The organism is Domibacillus mangrovi, from assembly GCF_001906925.1.
Lineage (GTDB): Bacteria > Bacillota > Bacilli > Bacillales > Domibacillaceae > Domibacillus > Domibacillus mangrovi.
This window is the reverse complement of sequence record NZ_MRWQ01000001.1, coordinates 59,204-78,407: the sequence shown is the minus strand read 5'-3', so window position 1 is coordinate 78,407 and position 19,204 is coordinate 59,204. Positions and strand designations below refer to the sequence as shown.

Sequence of the window (19,204 nt, the reverse complement as noted above, 5' to 3'; positions counted from 1 at the left end):
CGCGATTTATGTCGAATGATCTTGTCGATGCTGATTTAAAGAAGACGGCTGCAATGGTGCAAAAAATGACTTAACCGGAGTTTATCCGGTTTTTTTTGAGCGAAAAAACCTTGCTTTTCTGTTATTATTCAACGATAATAAAAGCGACTTTACACATAAAAGCGGTTATGCGCGAATAGGGGGCATATTGATGAATAAGTGGACAAAAGGGTGGTTAATCTCGGGTACTGCAGTGCTAATGCTAGCGGGCTGCGGAGGCGGAGAAGAAACGAACGAATCAGGTGAGGAAACGTATAAAATTGGTGTGTCACAAATTGTCGAACACCCATCGCTTGATAAAGCTTACGAAGGCTTTAAAAAAGGCTTGGAAGAAGAAGGTGTTGCAGCTGAATTTAATGAACAAATCGCCCAGGGCGATCAAAATAATAACCAAACCATTGCGAACAATTTTGTGAGCGATGACGTTGATTTAATTTTCGCGAACTCGACACCGAGTGCGACAGCTGCATTAAATGCAACGAAAGACATTCCGATCGTGTTTACATCGGTAACCGATCCCGTTGCGGCAGGACTTGTGAAAGATACTGAAAAACCGGGCGGAAATGTAACAGGAACAATTGATTTGCATCCAGATGCGATCACGAATACGGTGAAGTTTATGGCAGATCAATTTGAAGGTAAAAATGTGGGCGTCATTTACAATGCCGGTGAACAAAACTCCGTTGCTCAAGCTGAAGCGGTTGAAAAAGTGTTGACGGATAACGGTTTGAAAATGGTACCGGTCACCGTGTCAACTTCATCTGAAGTAAAACAGGCGACAGAATCATTAATTGGCAAAGTGGATATGTTCTATGTTTTCACTGATAACACAGTTGTCTCAGCACTTGAGTCTGTCGTTCAGGTTGCGAACAAGGAAGATTTACCACTGTTTGTTGGAGAGAAGGATTCCGTTGCTCGCGGCGGCTTTGCAGCATATGGATTTGACTATGAAGACATTGGTATGGAAGCAGGAAAAATGGCTGCTCAAATTTTAAAAGGTGAGAAAAAAGCAGGCGATTTGCCAGTTTTACCCCCACAAAATTTGAAATTGGTTATTAATGAAACAGCCGCAAAAGAAATGAATATCGAGATTAAAGAAGAATGGAAAGCGGAAGCTGAGCTTGTGAAATAACGAAAAAGTGCGCCTTTCATAATAGGCGCTCTTTTCGTGAGGAGGATTTTTTTATGATGACAGCCATGTTTGGCGCCGTGGAATCCGGCGTCATTTATGCGATAATGGCACTCGGTGTGTACTTGTCATTTCGTGTGCTTGATTTTCCCGATTTGACAGTCGACGGCAGTTTTGTTACAGGTGGAGCGGTTGCATCGATTATGATCGTGAACGGATACGATCCCTTTATCGCTACGATTTTCGCTCTTTTTGCCGGCTTTTTAGCAGGGTGTATGACAGGTCTTTTGCATACGAAAGGCGGGATTAATCCCCTTCTTTCCGGGATTTTAATGATGATTGCTCTTTATTCTATTAATCTGCGCATAATGGGGAAACCGAATGTGCCGCTTTTAGCAGAAGAAACAGTGATAACGAAAATAGAATCATGGTTTGCATCAGATTGGAGTATTTTTCTGTTTATGCTCATTGTGACACTCATGATTAAAGTATTGTCGGACTTATTTTTAAAAACAGAAGTTGGATTAAGCTTACGCGCAGTTGGAGACAACGAAGGTATGGTCCGCAGCTTTTCAGCGAACACTGGCTGGATGAAAGTGCTTGGCCTTGGTTTATCCAATGCGCTCGTCGCCTTTTCAGGTGCATTAGTGGCGCAATATAATGGATTCAGCGATGTCGGGATGGGAATCGGAATGATTGTTATTGGGCTTGCTTCCGTTATTATTGGGGAAGCAGTCATCGGCAATTCAAGTATTGCCCGTGCGACACTGGCTGTTGTCATCGGTGCGGTTTTGTACCGTATTATTGTGACGCTGGCACTTCGTATCGAATTTTTAGATACAGGAGATATGAAACTGATTACAGCCATTATCGTCATCATCGCACTTATTATGCCGAAAGTGCTCGATAAACAAAAAGCAGCCGCTCGGAAGAAAAAACGGCTGGTGCAGTTGAACGGAGAGGGAGGTGGCCCTGTTGCTTGAAATGACTCAAATTTTTAAAGTGTTTTATGAAGGGACACCGGATGAAAAAATTGCGCTCAATAAAGTCGATTTATCGATGCGGCCTGGTGATTTTGTAACGGTGATCGGCAGTAATGGTGCCGGGAAATCGACACTTATGAATGTCATATCGGGTAAATTAGTGCCGGATGTAGGGACGGTTATGATTGATGGTGGAAATATGACATCCCTTCCTGAGCATAAGCGAGCCGTGAAAATTGGGCGCGTATTTCAGGATCCTATGGCGGGTACTGCCCCTACGATGACAATTGAAGAAAATTTGGCGATTGCGTACAATCGGACGAAAAAGCGCTCACTGGGCTTCGGTGTGACGAAAAAACGACGTGATTTTTACCGGGAAAAGCTCGAAATGCTGCATCTTGGCCTCGAAGACCGCTTGCAGGCAAAAGTAGGCTTGCTATCCGGTGGAGAACGGCAAGCACTGTCCTTGCTAATGGCAACATTTACAGATCCGAAAATTTTGTTGCTAGATGAGCATACAGCGGCGCTTGACCCGGCTCGTGCTGAGTTGATCACAAATTTGACGAAAGAAATTGTCCGTAAACTCGGGTTGACGACGCTCATGGTGACGCACAATATGCAGCAAGCACTTGATCTCGGCAACCGTTTGATTATGATGGACAAAGGGCAGATCATATTTGAGGCAGATGAGCAAGAAAAACAGGAATTAACGATAGAAAAATTGCTAGCAGAATTTCAGAAGATTAAAGGCGGGGGCGGACTGAGCGACCGATCGCTATTATCATAAAAAGAAGAGGACCTAGGGTCTTCTTCTTTTTATGTATAAATACGTTAATGAGATAGGAAGAATGGACAAAGAATAGTAATATGAATGAAGAAGCATTTGCAAGGGTGGGAAAGAAGGGACATAAGATGAATAAAATTAAAATTGTTACAGATTCAGCACTTGATATGACGAGTGCGGAATTGACTCAGTTAAACATTACGATGGTACCATTGACTGTCTTAGTGGATGGCCAAACCTATTTGGACAATGTGGACCTTTCAGCGGAAGAATTTTTAGAAAAGATGGCGCATACGAAAGAGATCCCGAAAACATCACAGCCGCCGGTTGGACGTTTTTTAGAAGTGTATGATGAACTTGGAGAGGATGGCAGCCAGATTATTTCCATTCATATGACTGGCAGCATGAGCGGTACGTATCAATCGGCAAAACAAGCAGCGGAAATGTCGAAATCAGATGTGACGGTTATCGATTCACGCTACATTTCAAAAGCACTTTCTTATCAGGTTTTGGAAGCGGCACGTCTGGCAGAGTCGGGTCATACGGTAGAAGAAATTGTGAAGCGGCTTGATGAAGTGCGTTCAGAGACAAAATTGTATATTATGATTGATACGCTTGAAAATTTGATAAAGGGCGGCCGTATCGGCAAAGCGCAGGGATTTATCGGTTCACTGCTCAATATTAAACCAATTGCGAACCTTGATGTCGGTGAGCTGTTACCTGTAACGAAAGTGCGTTCTCACGCAAAAGCGATTACATTTTTAGTTGACCAAATTAGTGAGGAAGTAAAAGGACGCGAACTTGTTCGCTTTTCGATCGTTCACGCGGGCCGCAATAGCTTTACGTTTTCAGAAAACTTACGCGCAAAGATAACGGAAGCAACTGGGTTTAAGGATATCGACATTTGCGTTACAACACCGATCATATCTGCACATGCGGGCCCCGGCGCTGTAGGCATTATGTATTGGGCGAAGTAAGATGGATACATCGGTTGAAGAATTTTCCATGCGAAAAATGCGGTGAAAGGTCAGAAAATGTGATGAGCGAGCAGAAAAACCGGATCACATGAAGTGACCCGGTTAGGCGCCTGGAAGCGGCGTTGGTGTTGGTTCAGCGTAGCCTTCGCTGTATGTGTCGTCAATCCATGTGCGAATCTCATCAACAGATTTGCCTTTTTCGGTCATAACGGCTGCTGTTGCGGCGATTTCAAGACAGACACCGCATCGTGTGCCATGGTCGTCCCACACAACTTCATTTTCACTTTTTTCTGCGATAAAGCAGTTTAAATTGCTCATGTGACCGGCTGAGTCACCGCATCCGCAATAGCATGGCATTTGCTGGATGACATCTGCATGTTTAGCAGCAGCTAAATAAATGGCCCGCATATTTTCATCTTTATCATCCAAAAAAGCTGGTAAGTCGGTGATGGAAGCAGTCGCCTCTTGCAAATCGCCATTAGGTGCTACCTGTGTATGTCCTTCATGATTGTCATGTACTCCGTCATTTCCACAGGCAGCCGCAAATAGAATCGCTATCGTTAACACGATTGCAGATAATGGTTTTTTCAATTGTTAAAGCTCCTTTCAATGAAAAGAAATAATGTATGGCATGCTATAATCATATATTGAAAACATATCACTTTCAACTTGAAAGAGAACGTGATACGATTTTATAAAGAAGAATGGGGTGACCGCATTGAAGCGAACGCTGGCGGGTCTCTTCTTAGTTGCAAGTATGACGGGATGTGGAAATACAGCGGAAGAAACCGTAGTACCTGTTCCGCAAAATATAAAAATTGTCTCTGTTGGTGATTCACTTACAGAAGGTGTGGGCGACAGCACGGGCAGTGGGGGTTATGTCCCTTATTTGGAAAGAAAGCTTGAATCCCTCCATGAAATTAAAGATGTTAAATTTTCAAATTATGGTAAAAAAGGCAATCGAACAGATCAATTACTTAAAGAGGTCCAAAAAGACGAAATGAAAGCGGATATTGCAGAAGCAGATATCGTCATGATCACAATTGGCGGCAATGATGTCGTCAAAGTGGTGAAAGAAAATTGGTCTCATTTAACAATCGATAATTTTGAGGAAGAAGAAGCAGGATATGGGAAGAGAATACGTGCTATTTTAGCAGAAATAAGGAAACAAAATGAAGATGCAGGTATTGTGCTCGTCGGTATTTATAATCCGTTTGGCAAAATATTTGTCGAAACAGAGGATGATGAGGAAATTATCAGCTCGTGGAATGAAACGGGCAAATTGGCTGCAGCTCGATTTGATCGGACAACATTTGTTAGCATCGAAAATATTTTTTCAAAAGGCAGTGAGGAATTATTTTTCGAGGATCAGTTTCATCCAAATGATCTTGGGTATAAACAAATAGCAGACCGTATTTTTGACACAATCAAAGGTGAGGAATTGGAACAATTAACGAATCAGAAAATGGTTTTTACGAATGAGGGATCCCATTGAGAAAATGGAAAGTGGCCTTTTTTCTGTTGTTTTTTACGGTTATAGCAGCAATAGGATTCATTTTAATCATGCTTTTCATCCCATCTAATGCAGAAAAACCGGCTATGACAGAGACGGAAGGCGAAACCGCGTTTCATGTTACAGCAACAAAAGCCGAATTAAATAAGTTTGTGTCGTACTATTTACAAAAAGAAGCAGGCAGTGTCCCATTTGATTATGACGTCTACATTGGCAATGAAGTGGAACTATACGGGTCGATTCCTGTCTTTGCGACTGACATTGACTACCATATGACGTTTGAACCAGAAGCACAAGCAGACGGTAATATCATACTTCGCCAGAGTGGCCTGCGTGTCGGTTTGCTTGACGTACCCGCTTCATACGTGCTAAAAACAGCAGAAAAGGCCGGTGCGTTCCCGGACTGGGTACGAGTTGTACCAAATGAAGAACTGATTTATGTATCACTTGGCGATATGGAACTTGATAATGGTATGGGAGTAAAAGTAGAGGAATTTAATTTAGAAAAAGATGATATTAAATTCGCTGTATTATTCAATGAAGAGGCAGCGCCATAGGAGACTGAGCAATGGAAAAAGCAATATTCGCTGGCGGCTGTTTTTGGTGTATGGTCAAACCATTTGACGAGCAGCCTGGCATTCAATCTGTGATCTCGGGATATACAGCCGGTCACACCGAAAATCCGACGTACGAACAAGTATGCTCCGGTACCACTGGTCATGTGGAAGCAGTGGAAATTACCTTTAACCCAGATGTGTTCCCGTACGAAAAACTGCTTGAGGTGTACTGGATGCAAATCGATCCGACAGATGGTGGTGGTCAATTTCATGATCGTGGCCGTTCGTATATGCCGGCTATTTTCTACACAACAGACGAACAAAAAGTGTTGGCAGAAAGGTCAAAGCAATTACTTGATGCAAGTGGGCGATTCAATCGCCCAATCGCTGTTCAAGTTTTGCCTGCAGAACATTTTTTTGAAGCAGAAGAGTATCATCAGCAGTATTACCGGAAAAACCGGCTCCATTATGAAGCGTACCAAGCACGATCCGGACGTGCTGGATTTATTCAATCAAACTGGAGGGATATTATATGAACAAAGAAGAATTGAAACAAAAATTAACACCGATACAATATACTGTCACACAAGAAAATGGCACAGAACCGCCCTTTCATAATGAATTCTGGAATGAATTTGCGGATGGTATTTATGTCGATATCGTTTCAGGAAGACCATTGTTTTCATCGAAAGATAAATACGACGCAGGATGCGGATGGCCGAGCTTCACAAAGCCGCTAGCAGCCGTTGAAATGGTAGAAAAACGAGACATCACACATGGCATGATCCGAACAGAAGTCCGAAGCAAAACAGCTGATGCTCATTTGGGCCATGTATTTCCAGACGGCCCGTCCCATGCTGGGGGCTTACGTTACTGCATTAATTCGGCGTCGCTCCGTTTTATCCGGAAAGAAGATTTGGATAAAGAAGGATACGGCGAATTTAAAGACCTTTTTTAAGGTCTTTTTTTTGGAGGAAAGAATATGCATAAATCTTTTTATCACTATTTAATGAAATATCGAGAAGAATCTCCGCGGGATGAGATGGCTGCTTTTGCAAACCATGCTTTTATGGATCATTCATTTCCAAAAGGTGCAGATGAGTATGATACATTAAGCCGTTATTTAGAAATGGATGTTGATTATTTGCCGTCTATGTCCGTGTTTGATATGGCATGGGGGAAATATGAACAGGATGAATTAATGTTTTGAAACTTATTCTGCGAGTATTGCGTAAATGAAATAAAAATGAATAATGGAGAGTGATTGCTGATGACTTTTTTTAATAAAGTACTGGCAAGTGTTGGGATCGGAAATGCGCAGGTAGATACGAAGCTTGAGAGATCGGTTTATACAGCGGGACAACTCATGCGTGGTGTGGTCTGGGTAAAAGGCGGCAATGTTGAACAGCACATTGACTCGATCTATTTGATGGTGTACGCGACATATGTACGCGAATCAGATGATAAAAAGGTGACAGATCAGGCGGCGGTATTGAAGCGTAAATTGAATGAACCGTTTACGATTGGTGTGGGTGAAACGCGTGAAATTCCGCTTGAATTGGAACTGCCATATGACACGCCTATTACACAAGGAAAAACACGTGTATGGGTGGAGACAGGGCTTGACATTAAGCAGGCGGTTGATCCTGGTGATAAAGATTACATCGAAGTAAAGGCGACACCGATTGGTGAAGCAGTGCTTGATACCGTTAGGGCACTCGGTTTCCGTTTGCGTGAAGTAGAGTGTCAGCATGCACGAGGCCAAAAGTATCCATTCTTGCAGGAGTTTGAGTTCGTGCCTGTGAGAGGAGCGTATAAAGGGAAACTGGATGAGCTTGAAGTAACGTTTTTGGAGCAATCCGCCGATGAAGTGACGATACTTCTTCAAGTGGACAAGCGTGCGCGTGGCCTCAGTGGCTTCTTATCTGAAGCAATGGGCATGGATGAAACAAATGTCCATCTTCGTGTTAGCAAGAATGATGTGGATTTCCTAGAGTCAAAACTAAACGCAACGATCAGCCGCTTTTGCTGACGGTTGCAGGATAAATGAAAAAGGCCTAAAATAATGGATGGATATTGGCTGAATTGGAGGAATAGATATGAGTGTACACATTGGCGCAAAGGCAGATGACATTGCAGAAACGGTCTTGCTTCCCGGTGATCCGCTTCGCGCAAAATATATAGCTGAAACATTTTTAGAAAATCCGTTCTGCTATAACGAGGTACGTGGTATGCTCGGTTTTACAGGAACATATAAAGGGAAAAAAGTGTCAGTGCAAGGAACAGGTATGGGTGTGCCGTCTATTTCGATTTACATTAATGAGTTGATGCAAAGCTATCATGTGCAAAATTTGATCCGTGTCGGTACGTGCGGCGCGATTCAAAAAGACGTGAATGTACGAGATGTCATTTTAGCAATGACGTCATCAACAGATTCGAGCATGAACCGCCAGACGTTTAATGGCATTGACTACGCACCGACCGCAAACTGGGAGCTGCTTAAAAGAGCCTTTGATGCAGGAACAGAAAAAGGATTGCCATTAAAAGTCGGAAATGTGTTTACAGCGGATCAATTTTACAATGATCATGCAGATCATGAGAAATGGGCACAGTATGGCATTCTAGCCATTGAAATGGAAACGGCAGCCCTTTATACGCTGGCTGCGAAATATGGCTGCCGCGCACTGTCTGTTTTAACGGTCAGTGATCACATCATCACGGGTGAAGAAACGACGTCAGACGAACGTCAGACGACGTTTAACGAAATGATCGAAGTGGCATTAGAAACGGCGGTTCAATCGAAATGAAAAAGTTAGCTACATGGTTGATGACAGGATCTGTATTCCTTGGCGCCTGTTCGTCAGCGGAAGAACCCGTCAAGGAGAAAGAAGAAATAACCGCACCGGCAAAAGAAACAGGCCCTGTATTGGACGCATCTTATTTTAATGAGGTGGAAGAGATCGAAGGCATTCAAGTTATTCAAAATCCGGAAAACCCGTTGGTACTTGTCAATAAAGAGTTTGCCTTTCCATCGGATTATACGCCGCCAGATCTTGTTCGCCCGAATGTGACGTTTTCATTTGGCGATCAAGATATTGAGAAAAGTTATATGAGGAAAGAAGCGGCCGGTGCGCTTGAGCAATTATTTGCTGGCGCAAAAGAAAATGGTTTGTTTTTGTTTGCTGTATCAGGCTATCGCTCCTATGATCGGCAACAAGAAATTTTAGCGGCTGGAGCGGCGGCAAGTAATGAAGCAAAAGCACTTGAATCGATTGCACCGCCAGGTATGAGTGAACATCAATCCGGTCTTGCGATGGACATTTCATCAGAAAGCAACGGCTTTGAGTTGAATCAAGACTTTGAATCGACTGAAGAAGGCCAGTGGCTGAGAGAACATGCACATGAATATGGCTTTATTTTGCGTTATCCAAAAGGAAAAGAAGACATTACACGCTATATATACGAGCCGTGGCATTTCCGTTATGTCGGCAAGGAAGCGGCTGCAGAGATAAAGGAAAATAAATGGACGCTTGAAGAATATTTTAATAATGTAAAACCGGCGGAATAATCGCCGGTTTTTTTATTATTCACAGTGAAATAAACCTTGTCGTTAACGAGGTGAGGTTTTTGTTTTCAAATACTGATAAAAACTGATAGAATGAATAAATCAATCAATGTACAAAGAGTAGAAGGCGGGGAACAGCATGGAAGAGGAAAAACCAGAACAGGGTCATCACATTAAGATAAAACGATTTCAATTTATTATGATTGTTTTTGCACTCGTGTTCGTGACAGCTGCGGTGACAACTATTACGCTCGCTTTCGGTGATGAGAAAGCAGTCGAAGTCGGCGCGCCTGCGCGAGCCGAATTTAATAAATTGTACGAAGCGTATGACAAAATTGAAAGTGGCTATTACAAGGAGGTCGATCAAGATACTCTCGTAAATGGCGCGATTAACGGGATGATTGATGCACTTGAAGATCCGTATTCAGACTACATGAACAAAGAGGAAGCTTCACAGTTCCATGAAGGTGTATCCAGTTCGTTTGAAGGAATTGGCGCAGAAATTCAAGAGCAGGATGGTTTTATTATGATCGTCTCACCGATTAAAGGGTCACCTGCAGAAAAAGCTGGATTGAAGCCGAACGATATGGTTATGTCTGTTGACGGTAAAAGCATTCAAGGAATGAGTGCGTCTGAAGCGGTTCTGTTAATACGTGGTGAAAAAGGCACAAAAGTGAAACTTGAAGTAAAGCGTAATGGATTAGACAAAACACAGGAAATGATCATCGTCCGCGATAAAATTCCAATTGAAACGGTTTATGTGGAAGTAGATGAAAATAAAATTGCACACATTCAAATTACTAGTTTTTCCGAACATACAGCCGAAGAACTAAACACGGCACTTGCGGATATGGAAAAGAAAGAGGTAAAAGGCATTGTTCTTGATCTTCGTCAAAATCCAGGTGGTCTGCTTGATCAAGCGATTAAAATGGCTAATTACTTCGTGCCGGAAGGGAAAAATATTGTACAGATAGAAAGCAACGATGGCAAGGTGCAGGCATATAAAGCAGAAGGCGGCAATAAAGTCGATCTTCCAACCGCCGTCTTAATTGACAGTGGCAGTGCGAGTGCGTCTGAAATTTTAGCAGCTGCACTACATGAATCAGCTGCTATCCCGTTGATCGGTGAAAAGTCGTTTGGGAAAGGAACCGTTCAGTCAGCTGAAGATTTCAGTGATGAATCCAATTTGAAGTTAACAACGGCGAAGTGGCTGACACCAAACGGTACGTGGATCCACGAAAAAGGTATTGAACCGGATACAGCGGTTAATCTCCCAGATTACGCAAGCCTTTCGTACATTAATCCAGAATCCGAGTTGAAATTGGAAGTGTTATCTGACGAAGTAAAAACAGCTGAGCAAATGTTAACTGCACTTGGCTATGATCCAGGTAAAGTAGATGGCTACTTTGATGAAAGTACAAAAAACGCTGTTGAAGAATTTCAAAAAGCATCAGACATCGAATCAAATGGTATTTTAACCGGAGCAGCAACGACGAAGTTAATGGAAGAACTGCGCCTTAAGCTGCAAGAAAATGATACACAGCTAAACAAAGCGATTGAATCAGTGAAAGCGAAAGTGAAACAATGAAAAAGCTGATCCGGTTTATGCCGGATCAGCTTTTTTGATCGTTGCGGTTAGGAGGGGGCTAAACAAAGCGTGCCGGAGCATGTTGTTCAAGCACGGATTTCAACATATTTCCATTCGGTTTCGTCAAAGTCACGCCATACTTATGAAACTAGTGTTTGTATCTGTTCAAAAAGCAAATTTCGTCATAAAATGATAAAGTAAATGTCCATCTGTAGGAATCAGGGCAAAAGGAGGGGTTTTATGGCGAACTGGCACAAATCGTATGGGCGAATTTGGAAAGGTCGGACATTTGACGATATGGATGAAGCGATGGAACATGAATTACTTGATAAACTCACTCACCCAAGACTCCGAAAAAAGGCGGAGGTTAAGTTTTTTGAATCGGTAAGGCGGGTAAACGAGTCGGATCTATCAGATGCCGAAAAGGTACAACTTATCGATGCATACATAGACTGTTTTGAGCAATTGCAACAAAAAGATTAAATATAACCTTTATCTTAATAAGGTGCAAATGGAAAGAGGAATGAAATGTGTATTTTTTTATCACTTTAGCAATCGTATTAGCAGCAGCTTTGCTTATTGGGTATAAACGGTACTGGCCGGTAAATGTAAAGCGTATTTCTCCTGAGGAAGCAGACGGTCACCCTGTTATTGATGTACGTGACTGGCAGGAAGCGAATCATGTCCCGCTTATTGGTGCGGTACATATTCCGTGCGGCTACATTTCACGCCGTGCCAGTGAATATGGCGGACAGGAAGTATACATTGCGGCAACAACAGCAGTGGAACGAAATTTTGCAGTGCGTTTATTAAAGAAATATGGTATTCATGTAAAGGGATTCATTTGCATGGGTAAAGCATGTTAAGCCGGTGCCCTCGTGCCGGCTTTTAAATTTGCATTCGGATCGGGCTCTGATTAACATAAGAAAGAGGGTTTGTTTTAGAGGGGGAACAGTATATATGGCAAAAACGGCACTTATTACAGGTGGATCAAAAGGAATAGGACGAAAAACAGCAGAATCGCTTGCAGCGGCAGGCTGCAGAATCGTCATCAATTACCGTTCAGATCGAGCGCAAGCAGAGCAATTTGCAAGCGAGTTGTCAGCTAAGTTTGGTGTTACGGCTGAGGCAATTTGCGGTGATGTATCATCAAAGGAAGATTGTGAGCATATCGCATCATTCGTACTGCGGGAATTTGGCGGTGCGGATATAGTGGTTCATAATGCCGGTCCATACATACATGAACGAAAGACGATGGCGGAGTATTCATGGGATGAGTGGTCTATGATTATGAATGGTAATATGACAGCTGTTTTTTATTTAACGAAATTATTATTACCATCGATGAAAGAAAATGGCTGGGGACGCATTATTACGTTCGGGTTTGACCGAGTGGAAACCGCACCGGGCTGGTTCTACCGATCTGCTTTCGCGGCGGCAAAAACAGGGCTAGCGTCATTAACGAAAACGATTGCAATGGAGGAAGCGGCAAGCGGTATAACAGCGAATATGGTGTGCCCAGGCGATATTACAGAAGGTTGGAAAGAGAAGAATGTGATCGATGCATGTAGTATTGATTCAACCCATGTCCCTGTAGGACGGCCGGGCACAGGAGAAGATATTGCGCGCATTGTGGCATTTTTAGTATCAGAGGAGTCGTCATTTATTACAGGCGCAATCATTCCAGTTACAGGTGGACAGGATGTGCTGGGGAAACATTTCCGTAAATAAAAAGGTTCTTTATCGACTTTCAGGTAAGAATACTCCTATCTTCAAATATGCGAAGGGCGTAGCCCGGTATTAAATGGGGGATGAATTGCAATTGCCTTCGGACAAGGGATCGATCGCTTTAGCGGTCTCGATTGTCCGATTGTTCAAGCGCTATTTGCAATAAATGAAAAATAGCTTGTGTTGTGTACAAATACCAAAGCCCTTTTGTTCTTTGTATGTGTCCACTCTATTTAAAAGAGTTTTGGGGAATCGAAAACAGGTTCCTTCATTGGTGTCGATATGGGACTAAAGGACTTCGCTATTTTGTCAAATGGAAAAGTATATAAGAATCAAACGTTTTCTGTTCATTCGAAAAGAAATTGGCGAAAGAGCAACGTATTCTTTCAAGAAGAAAAGAAATTGCCATCAGACAAACGTGTAAACTGTCTGCATCAAAAAATGATCAAGAACAGCGCATAAAAGTCGCTCGTCTTCACGAACGCATAGCAAATGCACGTATCGACTATCTGCATAAAGTTTCAACCGAAATCATCAATATGAGAAGCTAGACGTAAAATAAGTCCATTCTCTCCTGAAAGAAGGAACTGACAATGAAAAAAATGCATCTTGAACCAGCGGCTTTTCTGCTTTTGCTTTACATAAGTGCGATTTTAATTGGAACGCTCTTACTGAAACTGCCGGTATCCGAACTAGCGCCGTTATCATGGATGGATGCATTATTTACAGCGACATCGGCCTTTACAGTGACGGGACTCGCAGTTGTTGATACGGGTCTTGAATTTACAATTTATGGTGAATTGGTCATTTTGATGCTTATTCAGATGGGCGGCCTTGGAATTATGTCGTTTGCCGTTATTGTATTTGTCATGCTCGGTAAACGAATTGGGATAAAGCAACGAATCGTCATACAGCAGGCACTCGGTCAACTTCATTTTGGCGGTGTTGTGAAGCTTGTAAGAAATTTATTATTATTTTCGATTGCCATTGAATGGGTTGTGGCGTGTTTTATGGCAATTAAATGGGTGCCGGAGTACGGATTTGTAAAAGGGATGTACTATAGTTTTTTTCATGCGGTTTCGGCGTTTAATAATGCTGGATTCGGATTGTGGCCGGATAATATGTCTCAATATGCAGGCAGTGCTATTATTACGATTGGGATTACGTCGCTTATTATTTTGGGTGGACTCGGGTTTACAGTGCTTCTTGATTTGTATGAACACAGATCTTTTTGGAAATGGTCACTCCATACGAAAATTATGGTGATTGCGACTGCTGCATTGAATGTGATTGCTTTTATCGCGTTTTATTTGCTTGAGCACGCGAACAGCGGCACGATCGGCGACAAACCGTTCATAGATCAGCTGCTTGCTTCTTGGTTTCAGGGCGTGACGACGAGGACAGCAGGATTTAACTCGGTTGACATCGGTGAACTAAACAGTCAGACAGCATTTTTCATGATGATGCTCATGTTTATCGGTGCAGGGAGTGGATCGACCGCCGGCGGAATTAAGCTGACAACATTTGTCGTCATGGCCGCAGCAATGATCACATACATACAAGGGAAAAAGGACATTCACTTGTTCCGCCGTACGATCCGTCCGGAATATGTGATGCGTGTATTGTCGATTACGATGATCGCCTTTTTTACAATCATTGCGGGGACGTTCGCGCTTAATGTGGTGGAAGATTTGCCGTTTTTGCCGCTTATGTTTGAAGCGGTCTCGGCCTTTGCAACGGTCGGATTATCGATGAATTTAACACCGTCATTGTCGGATCCAGGAAAATTCATCGTTATTTTGTTAATGATCACTGGGAAAGTCGGCCCGCTGTCGATTGCGTATATGTTTGCTAAAAGAGGAGGAGACCCTCATTATAAATATCCATCAGAAGACGTGCTGACCGGATGATCCTTCTTTATATTATAGCGGAGCGGATGGAAATGTGGGCAGATTGGTTGGAAGCATGGCTAAGTGATCAAAAAAACAGAATCTCAAAAAAGCATCACCCCGCTTAGGCGGAGAGTGATGCTTTTCTTTTTTGAAAAAGTTTCAATCGAATTGATAATGTGATGGCCCCGCACGTTAGTCCAGTGATTAATCCAATCCAGTAACCGTATGGACCCCAATCGGTAAATCGGGCGAGTGCCCAGCCGAGTGGGAGACCGATCACCCAGTAACTAATCATCGTCATAATAAATGTTACATTTACGTCTTTGTATCCGCGCAACGCTCCTTGCACAGGTGCCTGAATTGCATCGGATAGCTGGAATAACGCTGCAAATAGCAAAAAATTAGCTGTCAGTTTCAGCACTTCTCTGTCTGTTGAGTACAAATACGCAACCTGATCGCGGAAAAAGAAAATACCTGCTGTACATAGTAACGAGATGCTGACGGCTATCATGACGCCAATCAAACTGTAACGCCGGGCGTCTGCCCACCGATGAGCCCCCGCTTCAAATCCGATCACGATCGTGAGCGCCATTGACACGCTCAGTGGAATCATATATGTCAAGGAGGCGAAATTGAGTGCCGCTTGATGGGCCGCAATCACATTCGTGCTATATTCACTCATGAGCAATGTGACAGCGGAAAAAATGCTCGTTTCAAAAAAGATGGATAAACCGATCGGTAAACCTAATAACAAAATTTCTTTCCATTTGGCCAATGAGGCGTGGGGCACTGCATAAAACAATCGGTACGTCGCAAAAGGCGACTGCCGATGAACGATCCAGACGGACAAAAAGAAAATGAGCCAGTACGTAATCGAAGAGGCATAACCCGATCCGACACCGCCAAGTTCAGGAAATCCCCATTTTCCGTAAATAAACACATAGTTAAAGAAGATATTAAGCGGCAACGATAGTAATATAATGATCATCGACGTGCGCGTCATGCCAAGTGCGTCAATAAATCCGCGCAGAACAGCTGTTAAAAAGAGTGGAATAATTCCGAATGAAAGGCCAATTACATATTCAATTGCAATGCGCCGAACATTTTCTTCCAGATTCATCGTATTCATAATCGGCATTAACAGCAAAAGTCCAATCACATACGTCATCGCTGCAATGACGAGCGATACATAAACACCTTGCATCACCGAGAACGCTACTTTTTTTTGCTCACCAGCGCCAATTAAATGGCCGACAATCGGTGTGATCGACATTAAAATGCCGGCAAGCCCCATATAGACGGGCATCCAGAGTGACGATCCGACCGCTACACCAGCGAGATCATCCGCGCTATAACGGCCAGACATAATCGTGTCGAAAAACGTCATCGAGAACATCGCCAGCTGTGTAATTAAAATAGGAACTAAAATATATAAAAACTGACGTACTTTTGCGCGTGTTGTCAACGTTTCAATCAAGCTCTTCATCTCCTCCAATCTAAAAGTATACCATAATTAACAGGTCAGCTTAGAAAAAAGAATGACGAGACAATGAAGGAAATAAAGGGGTATATATGAAAAATATCCTTGTTTTGGATCATATTGAAATGTTGTCACATCTAATTTAGAAAAAACCTGGTACAATAGACCTTATAGTAAAAAAGATACAGAGGGGTTTTAATATGAACGAGAGAGAGAAAAAGAAGCGGGTTTTTGGCGCAATTGCGTCGTTATGCATAGCAGGAATTTTCATGATGGAAACGAAAGCATCGGCTGATCAGGTGATGCTTCATGAAACATTGCCTGTATATGAAACGATTAACAATCAGCAAGTGTGGATCGGTGCGTTAATGAAAGGCGTTGTATATGCGGCAGCAAACGGTACACGCGAAGTGGAATTTGGCAACAGCAAAGTAACGATTAGTCTGGATGGAGGGACCGTGACCGCGTCTTCAGCGCCTGCTGAATTAGAAGCAGACGATACGATCATTACAAAAAAACAGCAATTTATTTTTAATCGTATGAGTACCGACCGCGAACCGATGGCCATTTTAAATCGAAATGTCCGTTTCCCAGTTACGGGTAAAACAGGAGGCTGGTATACGGTGAACGTCGGCGGACAAGAAGGATACATTCATCAGCAATCTGTGGAAGAAGATAACGGTATACCCGTTTTAATGTACCACCATATGCTTGAGAGTCCGGAGAACACGGTCTTTTATAATAATTCAATGGTTATCAAAGTAGCTGAATTTCAAAAGCAGATGGACTATTTAAAGCAAAAAGGCTATCGGACGATTACGATGCAGGAATTAGAAAGCTATTTACGCCATAAGAAAAATATGGTTGGTAAAGCAGTAGTCATCACATTTGACGATGGTAACATATCGACAGTGAAATATGCGTACCCGATCTTAAAAGAATATGGCATGAAAGCAACGCAGTTTTTAATCGGTGGTCAGCTTAATCAAAAGAGCAGACCGTGGGATGAAAATACGCTGCAATACATTGGATTCGATGAAGCGGCTGTAACGTCCGATGTGTACGATTATCAAAATCATACACTCGGCATGCATTTGCGTGAACCGATCGGCGGCCTGCCGTATTTACAAACGAAAACGTATGAGGAGATTAAAAACGATTTCCTTGCTGCGGGGGAGCGGATCGGCCGCATTTATGATGGAGATTCGGCCCGTGTTAAATATTTAGCGTATCCATGGGGACAATCTAGCCCGCAAGCTATTCAAGCTGCACGTGACACAGGCATGACAATGGCGTTTACAACAGAAACAGGCAACGTCAAACTTGGCGATGATCCGTATTTGCTGAAGCGCCAAGGGGTTGCCCCGCGCCACACAATGGAAGACTTCGCTGCTAAGCTTGATGGAACCTATTAACAATAAAGCCGCCTTATGTGGGCGGCTTTTTAGCTTAAGTGGGATCAAGAAATTAGGATAGACAGTATAACTGTTTGTCTTGAACACGTTTCTTATAGTAAAGGAGAGAGTGATTCTTCACGTAGATATTCTTCAGTAAAATGATTTAATGTGATAACAGATTGCGCGACTTCATTGGATGCGGTCTCAATTTCGCTAATAATTGAAAATAATTTTTGTAAAGAAAGTTCGATCGCGTGATTTTTAGATTTCGTGTTGTCGATTAAAGAAAGAAGGCTATTCATCTCGTCGGCCGTCACGTTCATTGTATTCCGGCTGGACGTGACGAGGTCATTTACATTTTTGATGGAATGAGTGACGTTTATAATAAGTTCATTTGTTTTTGTAATGTGCGTTGAAACGTTGGTAGCCGACGTTTTTGTTTGGTCAGAAAGCTTCCGTATTTCTTCTGCGACGACTGCGAAGCCTTTTCCATGATCACCGACACGTGCTGCTTCTATAGAGGCGTTAATTGCAAGTAAATTTGTTTGATCCGCAATTTTTCCGACAATGTTGATGACATCTGTAATGTCTACAGAGATGCTGTTCAATTCAACTGAAAAGGATTGAATATCATGAACGGCGTGTTGAATGTCAGCTAGTTTTTCGCCTTGTATGCTCAATTGCTGCTGGCCGAAGTGGGAACTTTCGGACGATTGATCTGCAAGGATCAATCCATCTTTTGCGGTGTTTAAAATTGATTTAGATTCTAAACTAAGCATGTGGAGAGAGTCCCTCGTCTCTTCTGATATGACACCAAGCTCTTGTGCAATGGTGTATACTTTGTCCGTTAAAATCTCTTTTTTGCGCAAATTTAATTTTTGTTTCAGTTCTTGTTCATGCTCTCTATACGCTTCTAGGACGATCTGCTGTTCTAGGCTCAATATTTTTGTTACGGCGTTTATTAGCTTCGCCTGCTCAGTATGACTCATTTGAAGATTACTAATGGTGGCAATAAAAGAAGAAAGCAAATCTTGAAAAGCGGCTAAATACCATTTTGGTTCAAGTCCGATTTGGACATGTACATGGGCGATTGTCAGCCGCTTTTGTAAAAAGGAATCGTCAATGATGCCGTCAAAAAGCTCCTGAATATGAAGAGTCAATGTCTTTTTGAGCCGCTCAATACTGCTATGTTTTTCGATGATCGATACTAAATTTCCTTTTTTAGCGATAAGTTCATAAAATGAATCAATAATTGTGACAATTTGTTTTTCAATTTCCGGCTTTAATGACTTTAGTAAAAGAAGGTCTTGTTTTGTTAAGTTGATCATTTGAATTTGACGATCGAGATCGGTTCCTTTGGAAATAGATAATTTGACATCTTTTTCAGTGAAAGAAGGAAGGTGTGATTCAACTCTTTTTTTCTTAAAAAATAGTCCCAATTAGAAAGCCTCCTATAGTCCTATAACATAGTATAATCTTATCTCATTTTGGGATGTTACGCTACAAATTAATAGAAAATTCTGTATATTAAATGTTTTGCAAGGTGTATATAAAGTTTAATAAGAAATTTTT

The 19,204-nt window shown here is 42.4% G+C and carries 21 protein-coding genes and 1 pseudogene; 19 read left to right on the top strand and 3 right to left on the bottom strand.

All coding sequences use genetic code 11. The features are described from left to right. The first annotated feature begins 190 nt into the window (after window positions 1-190). From BLL40_RS00320 to BLL40_RS00305, 4 genes are all read left to right on the top strand, one after another. Window positions 191-1,171 (top strand): ABC transporter substrate-binding protein, encoded by a 981-nt coding sequence (locus tag BLL40_RS00320; RefSeq protein ID WP_073709927.1) that lies wholly within the window; start codon window positions 191-193, stop codon window positions 1,169-1,171. 53 nt (window positions 1,172-1,224) lie between these two features. Beyond that, a complete protein-coding gene (locus tag BLL40_RS00315) occupies window positions 1,225-2,151 on the top strand; it encodes an ABC transporter permease (RefSeq protein ID WP_073709926.1) in 927 nt (308 codons plus the stop codon). A 1-nt stretch (window position 2,152) separates the two neighbouring features. Further along, window positions 2,153-2,938, top strand: a complete 786-nt coding sequence (locus tag BLL40_RS00310; protein WP_425429387.1) for an ABC transporter ATP-binding protein — start codon at window positions 2,153-2,155, stop codon at window positions 2,936-2,938. 125 nt (window positions 2,939-3,063) lie between these two features. Further along, entirely contained in the window at window positions 3,064-3,912 is an 849-nt protein-coding gene (locus BLL40_RS00305) for a DegV family protein (RefSeq protein ID WP_073709924.1), read from the top strand. A 102-nt stretch (window positions 3,913-4,014) separates the two neighbouring features. On the opposite strand, the gene BLL40_RS00300 is transcribed toward BLL40_RS00305, so the two are convergent. Beyond that, window positions 4,015-4,503, bottom strand: a complete 489-nt coding sequence (locus BLL40_RS00300) for a PCYCGC motif-containing (lipo)protein (RefSeq protein WP_073709923.1) — start codon at window positions 4,501-4,503, stop codon at window positions 4,015-4,017. A gap of 127 nt (window positions 4,504-4,630) precedes the next feature. Between BLL40_RS00300 and BLL40_RS00295 the strand changes: the two genes are divergently transcribed. The 14 genes and pseudogenes from BLL40_RS00295 to BLL40_RS00230 all read left to right on the top strand — a co-directional run bounded on the left by BLL40_RS00295 (window position 4,631) and on the right by BLL40_RS00230 (window position 14,773). Then, window positions 4,631-5,407 carry an SGNH/GDSL hydrolase family protein gene (locus BLL40_RS00295; RefSeq protein ID WP_073709922.1) on the top strand — a complete coding sequence of 259 codons (777 nt, stop codon included), beginning with the start codon at window positions 4,631-4,633 and terminating at the stop codon, window positions 5,405-5,407. After that, window positions 5,404-5,982 carry a YpmS family protein gene (locus tag BLL40_RS00290; protein ID WP_159434162.1) on the top strand — a complete coding sequence of 193 codons (579 nt, stop codon included), beginning with the start codon at window positions 5,404-5,406 and terminating at the stop codon, window positions 5,980-5,982. Before BLL40_RS00295 ends, BLL40_RS00290 begins: the two co-directional genes overlap by 4 nt. Window positions 5,983-5,993: 11 nt before the next feature. Further along, a complete protein-coding gene (msrA, locus tag BLL40_RS00285; RefSeq protein ID WP_073709920.1) occupies window positions 5,994-6,518 on the top strand; it encodes a peptide-methionine (S)-S-oxide reductase MsrA in 525 nt (174 codons plus the stop codon). Next, window positions 6,515-6,940 (top strand): peptide-methionine (R)-S-oxide reductase MsrB, encoded by a 426-nt coding sequence (msrB, locus tag BLL40_RS00280; RefSeq protein WP_073709919.1) that lies wholly within the window; start codon window positions 6,515-6,517, stop codon window positions 6,938-6,940. Before msrA ends, msrB begins: the two co-directional genes overlap by 4 nt. Before the next feature lie 24 nt (window positions 6,941-6,964). Continuing rightward, on the top strand, window positions 6,965-7,192 hold the full coding sequence (locus tag BLL40_RS00275) for a YozE family protein (RefSeq protein WP_073709918.1): 228 nt from the start codon (window positions 6,965-6,967) through the stop codon (window positions 7,190-7,192). Window positions 7,193-7,252: 60 nt separating this feature from the next. Further along, window positions 7,253-8,014: a sporulation protein gene (locus tag BLL40_RS00270; RefSeq protein ID WP_073709917.1), complete on the top strand. Its 762-nt coding sequence runs from the start codon at window positions 7,253-7,255 to the stop codon at window positions 8,012-8,014. Window positions 8,015-8,081: 67 nt separating this feature from the next. After that, on the top strand, window positions 8,082-8,789 hold the full coding sequence (gene deoD, locus BLL40_RS00265; protein ID WP_073709916.1) for a purine-nucleoside phosphorylase: 708 nt from the start codon (window positions 8,082-8,084) through the stop codon (window positions 8,787-8,789). Then, window positions 8,786-9,550 carry a M15 family metallopeptidase gene (locus BLL40_RS00260; RefSeq protein WP_073709915.1) on the top strand — a complete coding sequence of 255 codons (765 nt, stop codon included), beginning with the start codon at window positions 8,786-8,788 and terminating at the stop codon, window positions 9,548-9,550. The genes deoD and BLL40_RS00260 overlap by 4 nt, the downstream gene beginning before the upstream one ends. A 136-nt stretch (window positions 9,551-9,686) precedes the next feature. Continuing rightward, window positions 9,687-11,135, top strand: a complete 1,449-nt coding sequence (locus tag BLL40_RS00255) for a lmo1851 family serine protease (RefSeq protein ID WP_073709914.1) — start codon at window positions 9,687-9,689, stop codon at window positions 11,133-11,135. A gap of 240 nt (window positions 11,136-11,375) precedes the next feature. Beyond that, window positions 11,376-11,618 (top strand): hypothetical protein, encoded by a 243-nt coding sequence (locus tag BLL40_RS00250; protein ID WP_073709913.1) that lies wholly within the window; start codon window positions 11,376-11,378, stop codon window positions 11,616-11,618. Window positions 11,619-11,665: 47 nt separating this feature from the next. Next, complete coding sequence (locus BLL40_RS00245; protein ID WP_073709912.1) at window positions 11,666-12,001, top strand: rhodanese-like domain-containing protein; 336 nt, start codon at window positions 11,666-11,668, stop codon at window positions 11,999-12,001. 94 nt (window positions 12,002-12,095) lie between these two features. Then, window positions 12,096-12,866 carry an SDR family oxidoreductase gene (locus BLL40_RS00240; RefSeq protein ID WP_073709911.1) on the top strand — a complete coding sequence of 257 codons (771 nt, stop codon included), beginning with the start codon at window positions 12,096-12,098 and terminating at the stop codon, window positions 12,864-12,866. Between the two features lie 252 nt (window positions 12,867-13,118). Next, a pseudogene (locus BLL40_RS17675) lies at window positions 13,119-13,399 on the top strand (transposase); the annotation flags it as partial. Between the two features lie 57 nt (window positions 13,400-13,456). After that, window positions 13,457-14,773 (top strand): TrkH family potassium uptake protein, encoded by a 1,317-nt coding sequence (locus BLL40_RS00230; RefSeq protein ID WP_073709909.1) that lies wholly within the window; start codon window positions 13,457-13,459, stop codon window positions 14,771-14,773. A 103-nt stretch (window positions 14,774-14,876) separates the two neighbouring features. Here the strand turns inward: BLL40_RS00230 and BLL40_RS00225 are convergent, their stop codons facing one another. Beyond that, a complete protein-coding gene (locus BLL40_RS00225) occupies window positions 14,877-16,232 on the bottom strand; it encodes an MATE family efflux transporter (protein WP_073709908.1) in 1,356 nt (451 codons plus the stop codon). Window positions 16,233-16,435: 203 nt separating this feature from the next. Between BLL40_RS00225 and BLL40_RS00220 the strand changes: the two genes are divergently transcribed. Next, window positions 16,436-17,650 (top strand): polysaccharide deacetylase family protein, encoded by a 1,215-nt coding sequence (locus BLL40_RS00220; RefSeq protein ID WP_073709907.1) that lies wholly within the window; start codon window positions 16,436-16,438, stop codon window positions 17,648-17,650. 92 nt (window positions 17,651-17,742) lie between these two features. Here the strand turns inward: BLL40_RS00220 and BLL40_RS00215 are convergent, their stop codons facing one another. Beyond that, window positions 17,743-19,071: a globin-coupled sensor protein gene (locus tag BLL40_RS00215; protein WP_073709906.1), complete on the bottom strand. Its 1,329-nt coding sequence runs from the start codon at window positions 19,069-19,071 to the stop codon at window positions 17,743-17,745. Window positions 19,072-19,204 lie beyond the last annotated feature (133 nt).